At 61.6% G+C, this 7,118-nt stretch carries 7 protein-coding genes; 4 read left to right on the top strand and 3 right to left on the bottom strand.

Going from position 1 to position 7,118, the window contains the following annotated elements; all coding sequences use genetic code 11:
- From Q0L57_RS01980 to Q0L57_RS01965, 4 genes are all read left to right on the top strand, one after another.
- Nucleotides 1–797, top strand: a 797-nt coding sequence (locus Q0L57_RS01980) for a methyltransferase domain-containing protein (RefSeq protein WP_296737296.1), incomplete at its 5' end; no start/stop codon positions are given.
- Nucleotides 794–3,151 (top strand): SpoIIE family protein phosphatase, encoded by a 2,358-nt coding sequence (locus Q0L57_RS01975; protein ID WP_296737294.1) that lies wholly within the window; start codon nucleotides 794–796, stop codon nucleotides 3,149–3,151. The genes Q0L57_RS01980 and Q0L57_RS01975, both read left to right, overlap by 4 nt.
- Before the next feature lie 5 nt (nucleotides 3,152–3,156).
- Nucleotides 3,157–3,705, top strand: coding sequence for an ATP-binding protein (locus Q0L57_RS01970; RefSeq protein WP_296737298.1), 549 nt, complete (start codon nucleotides 3,157–3,159; stop codon nucleotides 3,703–3,705).
- Between the two features lie 26 nt (nucleotides 3,706–3,731).
- Nucleotides 3,732–4,076, top strand: a complete 345-nt coding sequence (locus Q0L57_RS01965; RefSeq protein ID WP_296737292.1) for a hypothetical protein — start codon at nucleotides 3,732–3,734, stop codon at nucleotides 4,074–4,076.
- A 193-nt stretch (nucleotides 4,077–4,269) separates the two neighbouring features.
- Here the strand turns inward: Q0L57_RS01965 and Q0L57_RS01960 are convergent, their stop codons facing one another.
- The 3 genes from Q0L57_RS01960 to Q0L57_RS01950 all read right to left on the bottom strand — a co-directional run.
- Nucleotides 4,270–5,010, bottom strand: coding sequence for a serine/threonine-protein kinase (locus Q0L57_RS01960; protein WP_296737290.1), 741 nt, complete (start codon nucleotides 5,008–5,010; stop codon nucleotides 4,270–4,272).
- A gap of 7 nt (nucleotides 5,011–5,017) precedes the next feature.
- Nucleotides 5,018–6,556: a class I SAM-dependent methyltransferase gene (locus tag Q0L57_RS01955; RefSeq protein ID WP_296737289.1), complete on the bottom strand. Its 1,539-nt coding sequence runs from the start codon at nucleotides 6,554–6,556 to the stop codon at nucleotides 5,018–5,020.
- Between the two features lie 23 nt (nucleotides 6,557–6,579).
- Nucleotides 6,580–7,118, bottom strand: a 539-nt coding sequence (locus Q0L57_RS01950; protein ID WP_296737287.1) for a type VI secretion system baseplate subunit TssG, incomplete at its 5' end; no start/stop codon positions are given.

Here is a 7,118-nt window from a genome sequence, read left to right as displayed (position 1 = left end):
TGGAAGAAGGCCAGTTCATTCCGATCCTCAGGACGCAGACGCGGATGACGTGGCTCCACGAAAAGGAGATTCTGCCGCGCCACGGCATGCGAGAGGGCCTGGCGATTGCCGACATATGCTGCGGTATTGGCGATTTCGCTGCCTTGGTCCACAAGACGTTCAAGCCTTCCCGGCTCGTCGCGCTCGACCATTCGCGGTCGAGCTTGGACTATGCCCGCCGCGTTGCCGCGGATTTCGGCATCAAGGGCATAGAGTACATCTACGGCGATGCATCCGAAATGCTGCTCGAGGACGAACAATTCGACTTTGTCACCTGCCGCCACGCGCTGCAGATATTCGACAAGCCCGAACGCATCCTCACGGAGCTGTTTCGCATATGCAGGCCGGGCGGCCGCGTCTACGTCACCAACGAGAAGATTTCCCAATGCCTCGGCGAGCCGCGGGGCGAATCCATCAAGTGGACCTACGAAGAGTTGTCGAAACTCTTCACCCATTTCGGTATGGATCTCGAATTCGGGCCTAAGAGCCGGCGCCACCTGGTTGACGCAGGCTTCGAGGACATCCTGCTGGAATCCTTCATGGTGACCAACACGGATGGCGATCCGCAGGACTTCGCGGCGGTCGTCCAGTCTTGGGACGACCTTTTCGCCGGCGACATGTCGGCACGGCGTGGCGACGACCCGGAATTTGCGAAACGTTTCCGCCAGGGTTTCCAAGACCACATCTTCGCCGCACTGCACCCTAAGGGCTATGCCGGCTGGCCAATCTGGGTCGCCTCGGGACGCCGGCCGAAATGAGCGGCTGGCGGTCTTGGTCTTCGCGTCTCGCGCCGAGATCGTTCCGCGCCAAATTCATCCTTGTCGTCGGCGGCGCGGTGCTTTTCGATCTCCTTCTCGGCGGCGGGGTCGCACTGTGGAATGTGAACCGGCTCTCCACCGATGCCATGCAGCAAGTCGGCCTGGGACTGCACAAGGCGACAGCAGAATATCTGCGCAACTACATCTCCACCACCGCCAAGCGCACCGAACTGCTGTTCGACGAGTATCGCTCACAGGTCAATGCCCTGGCCGCCCCGATGCAAGCGCTGATCGATCACCCGAAAGTGGGGGATTCGCTCGGCGAGTTCATGTCCGAGCAGGCCGGACTTTCCACCCCGCTCGTCTACAATGCGGGAGGCAACTGGTGGCAGAACGCCCCGGGCGCGGGCGCGAAATCGGCCGTAACGGTCTGGGGCTACCTTCTCGACGACCAGAAGCAGCCAATCCCCGAGGCAGTTCGCGAGGTTCGGAACAGCGCCGCCTTCGATTTGATCGGACCCGGCCTGATGCGTACGGGGCCGTCAAAACTGCAGATGTATTATATCGGCCCGCGAAGCGCGCCGATCCTGCGCGCCACGCCTTATTCCGACCAGGGCAAAGTCTTCGACGAGGTCTATCCCGGCCACAATGGAAAGAACTGGTGGGATTTCTTCTTCCCCGACCTCTATGAGGACTGGCAGGCTTGGATCAAGGATCCGTCGAAGCAGCCCGTCGCGTCCAACATCACCGCGTTGTCGCCCTATCTCGACGGCGTGACAGGCCAGCTCATCTTCTCCTTCTTCCGGCCGCTGCTTACGCCGGACCGGCGCGACATAGATGGAGTGGTGGGCGTGGACCTGACGCTCTCCCAGATGTCGGACATCGTCAACAGCGTGAAGATCGCTGACAGCGGCTTCGCTTTCCTGGCCATGTCCAACGGCAACGTACTGGCCGTTCCGGCAGCCGGCGAGCGGGTCCTTGGTGTCGTCCAGTCGGCGGGAAAGACATTCGACAGGACCCTCCGCAGCAGTTCCCAGCCAGCCATCGCCTCGCTCCAGCTACCTACGACCAGACAGACGGTGATGGAGACCATCGACCTGAATGAAGAAGGTGAGAAGGTCTCGTATGTCGTTCTTCTCGAACAACTGGCGCCGATGAACATGTATAGTGGGTCCGGCCCCGTGACCGGCGAAGGGCTGACGCTCGGGTTCATGGTCCCCGAGCGGGAGGTCTACGCATCCCTGCTTTCCGCCCAAGGAGAAATCCGACGCGCGACGTCGCGGATCATCACTTGGCAGGTTCTGACCGTCATTTTATGCCTGATCATGGTCCTTTCCGCCGTCTATGCGATTTCCGGGCGCATCACGTCGGGCCTCAGCGCGCTTGCGGAAGGTGCGCGACGGATCCAGGGCAGGGACTATTCGGTCAGGGTGAAAACGCCCACCAGGGATGAGATCTCCGAGGTTGGCGACGCCTTCAACCGGATGGCCGAGGAAATCAGCTACCACACGGAAAATCTTGAAAAGCTCGTCGAGGACAGGACCCGCGACCTGGAGAGTGCCAATGTCGAAATCTCAGCGCTCAACATCCGGCTCAAGAGCGAGAATCTCAGGCTAGGGGCCGAACTGGACGTAGCTCGCCACATCCAGATGATGGTCTTGCCGAAAGCCGCCGAGCTCGAAGCCGTCCCGCGCATCGAGATCGCCGGCTACATGGAACCGGCAGACGAGATTGGCGGTGACTACTACGACGTCCTGCAGGACGGCCACCGCGTCAAGATCGGCATAGGCGACGTCACTGGCCACGGGCTGGAGAGTGGGGTTCTGATGCTGATGGTGCAATCGGTCGCCCGTGCGTTGCAGGAGGTGGGCGGCAATACGCCGGAGCAGTTCCTCGCGGTGCTGAACCGGGCTATCTACAAGAACATCCGGCGCACGAATTCGGACAAGCACCTGTCGCTGATTTTTCTCGACTATGAAGACCGCAATATAACGCTTTCAGGACAGCACGAAGAGGTGCTCGTCATCCGCAGCAACGGTGCGGTCGAGCGCATCGACACGATAGATCTCGGTTTTCCGATAGGGCTGGAGGGCGATATCGCTCCCTTCGTCGGAACCAGGAATATCGCGTTCGACAGCGGCGACGTAATCGTGCTGCATACCGATGGTGTCACCGAGGCGGAATCGCCCGCAGGTGAGCTTTTCGGCCTGGATCGACTTTGTCAAAGCGCGAGCCGCTACAGGCACGGCAATGCGGATGAGATCAAGGCCGGCATTCTGGCCGATCTGATGGCCCATATTGGCAGCCAGAAGATCTATGACGACATCACGCTCTTGGTCATGAGGCATATGTGAGACAGATGCTGGCAAAGTTCGGGACTACCGAACTGGCGGGAGGGCCGGGTGCTGATGGGACCCGGCTGCGCCTTGTCGACGGGCCGTTGCAGCTTGCCTGGCAGCATTGCGGCCAGACGTCCGATTTCATCGGCGGGTTCTTTGCCCAGCGCTGCCGCGATGGAGGCCCCGATCGCGAGGAAGCTCGACACAGCATCGGCTATCTCGTCAACGAGCTCCTCGAAAACACAGTCAAGTTCCGTGCCCCCGGCGACGTCGTCGTGGAAGCGTCGCTGGAGGGAAACAGTTTCGAGCTGAAGCTCTCGAATTTCGTCGGCGAGGACAATGTCGTAAGGTTCCAGGAAATACTCAAGGAGATCACCACTTCGGATCCGGGAGACCTTCTGATCCGCAGGATCGAGGAAAATGCCGCCAGTGAGAATCCTTCCGGCTCGGGGCTTGGTCTTCTTACGCTCATGAGCGACTATGGCGCACGACTCGGCTGGGCGTTTTTCCGCACCGATTCTGACAATCCCATTCTCTTGGAAACCTACGCGATCCTTCCGCTGGCGTAAGGCGCAAAAAAGATTGGAGCCAGTTTGTGACAACGGAAATCAAGACCAGTGAATACCGCGTGTGGGCACAGGACACGACGATCCACTACGAAGGGACGATGCGCCTTTCAGGCACCGAAGCCTATGCGCCCATCCTTGAAATGATGCAGGGCATCCTCGACGCGGCCCCCGGCGTGATCGTCCTCGATCTCACCGAACTCGAATTCCTGAACAGTTCCGGCATCAACTTGCTTGCCCGCTTCACCATAGACGTCCGCAAACGGCCCGGAATTGGGCTCATCGTAAGAGGATCGTCCAAGATTCCTTGGCAGTCGAAATCGCTGCCCAACCTGAAAAAGCTGCATTCCGCTGTCGACCTGGTGATCGACTAAAGTGGCTCACCGCTTCACCGAAAAGCAGAACCGCTCTATCTCTTTGCTTTGATGCAAATTCCGGACTGAAAACCCGTTTTCACGCTTTTCCTGGAATTGCGTTTAAAGCGGGCAGCGCGGCTTTGTTGGAAGTCGGCATCCCGCTCCGACACTGGGTTTTTGCTCATCCCAGACGGATTGCTCTTGGGCAGCCTCACCCTGCTGCGAGCTGGGCCGCGATTTGCGCGGCCGAGGGCCTGTCCTTGGCCGGGCCAAGGCCGGCAACGACGATGGCTGCCAGGGTCGGATCAGCAATCTCCGTAAGATAGGGCCGGCACATCGCTCCCGCGCTGCGCATCGCCAGGACAGCGTCGGCGCTTCCGGCAAACAATGGGCGTCCGGTCAGCAAATTGTGGGCCACGGCGCAGAGCGACCAGATGTCGGCCGAAGGTTCCGGCATGGCACCGAGCGCCTGCTCCGGCGCCATCCAGGCGGGAGACCCCACGATCTCTGCGCCCTCCAGCGGATCGTCTCCCGCAAGTCCCGCCACGCCCAGGTCGATGAGGACAGGCTCGCTGCCGCGGAACATTACATGCGCCGGCTTCAGGTCCCGGTGGACGACGCCGCATGCATGCATATAAGCGAGCGTCGCCGCCAGCCTTTCCAGTACCCTGCGAGCTTCAGCCAAATCGACGATCCGCGGCCATGACGCGAGCGAACCTTCAAGCGGCTCGAAGGCGATCCATCCTTCATCGTGATCCAGGACGGATGCTAGCCCGCTGTGTCTCAGTTGCTGGCCTAGCCGGGCCTCGCGCAGGAAGCGCTGCCTGCCGAGTGCGTCAAGCGCACGCGCTTCCTTCAGCACCACGCGGCGCCCGGCGGCGTCCAGCGCGTCCGATACGTTGAAACCCCGGCTACTATGCCGAATGGCCAGACGAACGAAGCGCTCAGTCATCGCATCTTCAGACCGCGCCGATCCGCTGCCACATGGGCAGCGCAATTTGCAGGACTTCGGGGACGTTGTTTTCGAGCACGACTCGGCTAGCTGCCTCGTCGTCGATCACCGCGCCGTTGCTGACAACCCTGTCTCCGCGAGACTTGAGCCTCTTCCAGCAATCGTCCACCATCGCGCCCGGCTCGGCAGGCACGCCGTCGATCAGAGCTTCATAGACGAGCATCTCGAAGAGACGGACGGTGACAGCAGAGCCGATGGCAACGCCCGCCAGCGCGCCGACCGCTTTGCCTTCATCCGCGTAGGTGCGGAGCTGCGCGACATTGTAGCGCCGCACCCGAGCGCGTGCGGCTTCGGACGGCTCGGCGATGACGCTAATGGCTTGCCGCGATCCGACCAGCATGCCAAGGACTTCCTGTGCTGTGGCCGTTCCCCCGGCGGGGGATTCATCAAACAACTCTCCGATGCTGGGCGTGCCATTGGCGATCGCCTTCAATGCAGGTCCATAGAAGGACTCGCTGAGCTCCGCCTTGCCCACGGGCACGCGAAGCTCGCGGGTCAGCGCCGACTCCGGCACCGTCGCCATCAGCCGAACCGCGCGCAATCGGCTGTCGATGCGGCGCGAGGAAATCGGTCGGCTGCCGCGGATATAGATGTCGCGTCGGAAGGTCCGCTGCATGAAATAATCCCGGATGGTCTCGCGAAATCTTTCCGGGACTTCATCGACAAGTTCACGCTGCTCGCTGGTCAGGCAGAGGTCGGGAAAATTGTCGATGATGTTGGCTGAGGTGGCGTAGCTTACTTTCGCCTCGGCAAGCGCCTCCGCGACGTCCATCTGATAGCAGGGAGCCCAGTGCGCATTGAGATATTCGTGGGCCAGATAGGCGACATTGTCGCCGTCGCGCTCCTTTTCCAGGCGATCGAGAAAATCGAGAGGCAGAATGCCAGCCCCGGCATTCGCCATTCGCCGGGCGAACGCCATCGCCCGAACGACGCGCCGGTCACTGCGGTCGTTGTCGACGCCCGCCGTGGCCCAGAGCGCGCGCTGCAGCGGCGCCGCCGTATTCCAACCAGGCAGGGCGTTGTAGGTGATGTAGACCGCTCCCCCCGGCTCAAGGTGATCGGCGATGAATTTCACAATGTGTTGTTGGTTCCGGGGACTTATCCACGACCACACGCCATGCAGGCCGATATAGTGGAAGCGCGGCAAGGTCGCGCCCCGTGCGCCTGCCAGATCCTCGAATGAGCTGTCTTCGAGGACAAGGTTGTCGATCCCGCTCTCCCGGGAAAGGCGCTGCCCCCGCGCAATATGGGCAGGATTGAAATCAAAGCCCCACACCTGTCCATGCGGCGAGGTCGCGGCGATCGTGGTGGCCGATTTGCCTACGCCGCAGCCGAGTTCGCAGTAGCGGAAAGGCTCCCCGCGCGGGACAGGCGGCTCGATGCCGCGCACCAGGCAAGCCGCGTCGATATGGGCGGGCATCTGCTCGGAATAGAAGCCGGCCAAATATTCCACATCAGATACATAGCCGTCCGTCCAGTCACCCATGCAGGTATTTCCTCTCCTTCAGGTCAGCGCAGATGCGGTGCAGGCTGGATGACGACGCGTGCCGCCGCCACGCGTTGCTGGTCGGTGCCCAGCCATGTGTTCCAGCCGAGTCGGTTGCCGGTGGATGGGTCGTCCTCCCTCGTGAGCTTCAGCGAAGGGACTTCAGCGGCTGCCAGCTCCAGCGTCAGGTCGAAAGCGAACTCCGGCCCAAGTGCGGCGGCTGCCAGATCTGAGAATCCACGCGCGCCGCTTCCGTCAGGAAGCAGTGCGCGGAAGGCCGCATAGTCCAGCGGCCCGATACGCAGATTGACCGTGGCCTGGACGTCAAATGTCCTTTCGCCGATGACGAAATCCTCTCCCAACCGGCAAAACGACCCGCGAGGACTGTCACTGCTCGGCAATCTGCTGCGGTCGGTCTCGGCGACCGGCAGCCAACGGCCCTGGAACTGCTCGACGCGAACAGGGTGCCCTGTCGCGCCTGAAAGGATCTGTTCGACCGCATGGGCCGAGCGGCCGCTGCGGGCGAGGAGGCCGCCGAAATGGACCAGCGTTTCGTCGGCCG

The sequence above is a fragment of the Mesorhizobium sp. genome (genome assembly GCF_024509055.1).
Lineage (GTDB): Bacteria > Pseudomonadota > Alphaproteobacteria > Rhizobiales > Rhizobiaceae > Mesorhizobium.
The sequence above is the reverse complement of the archived record's forward strand: the minus strand, read 5'-3'. Positions and strand labels throughout refer to the sequence as shown.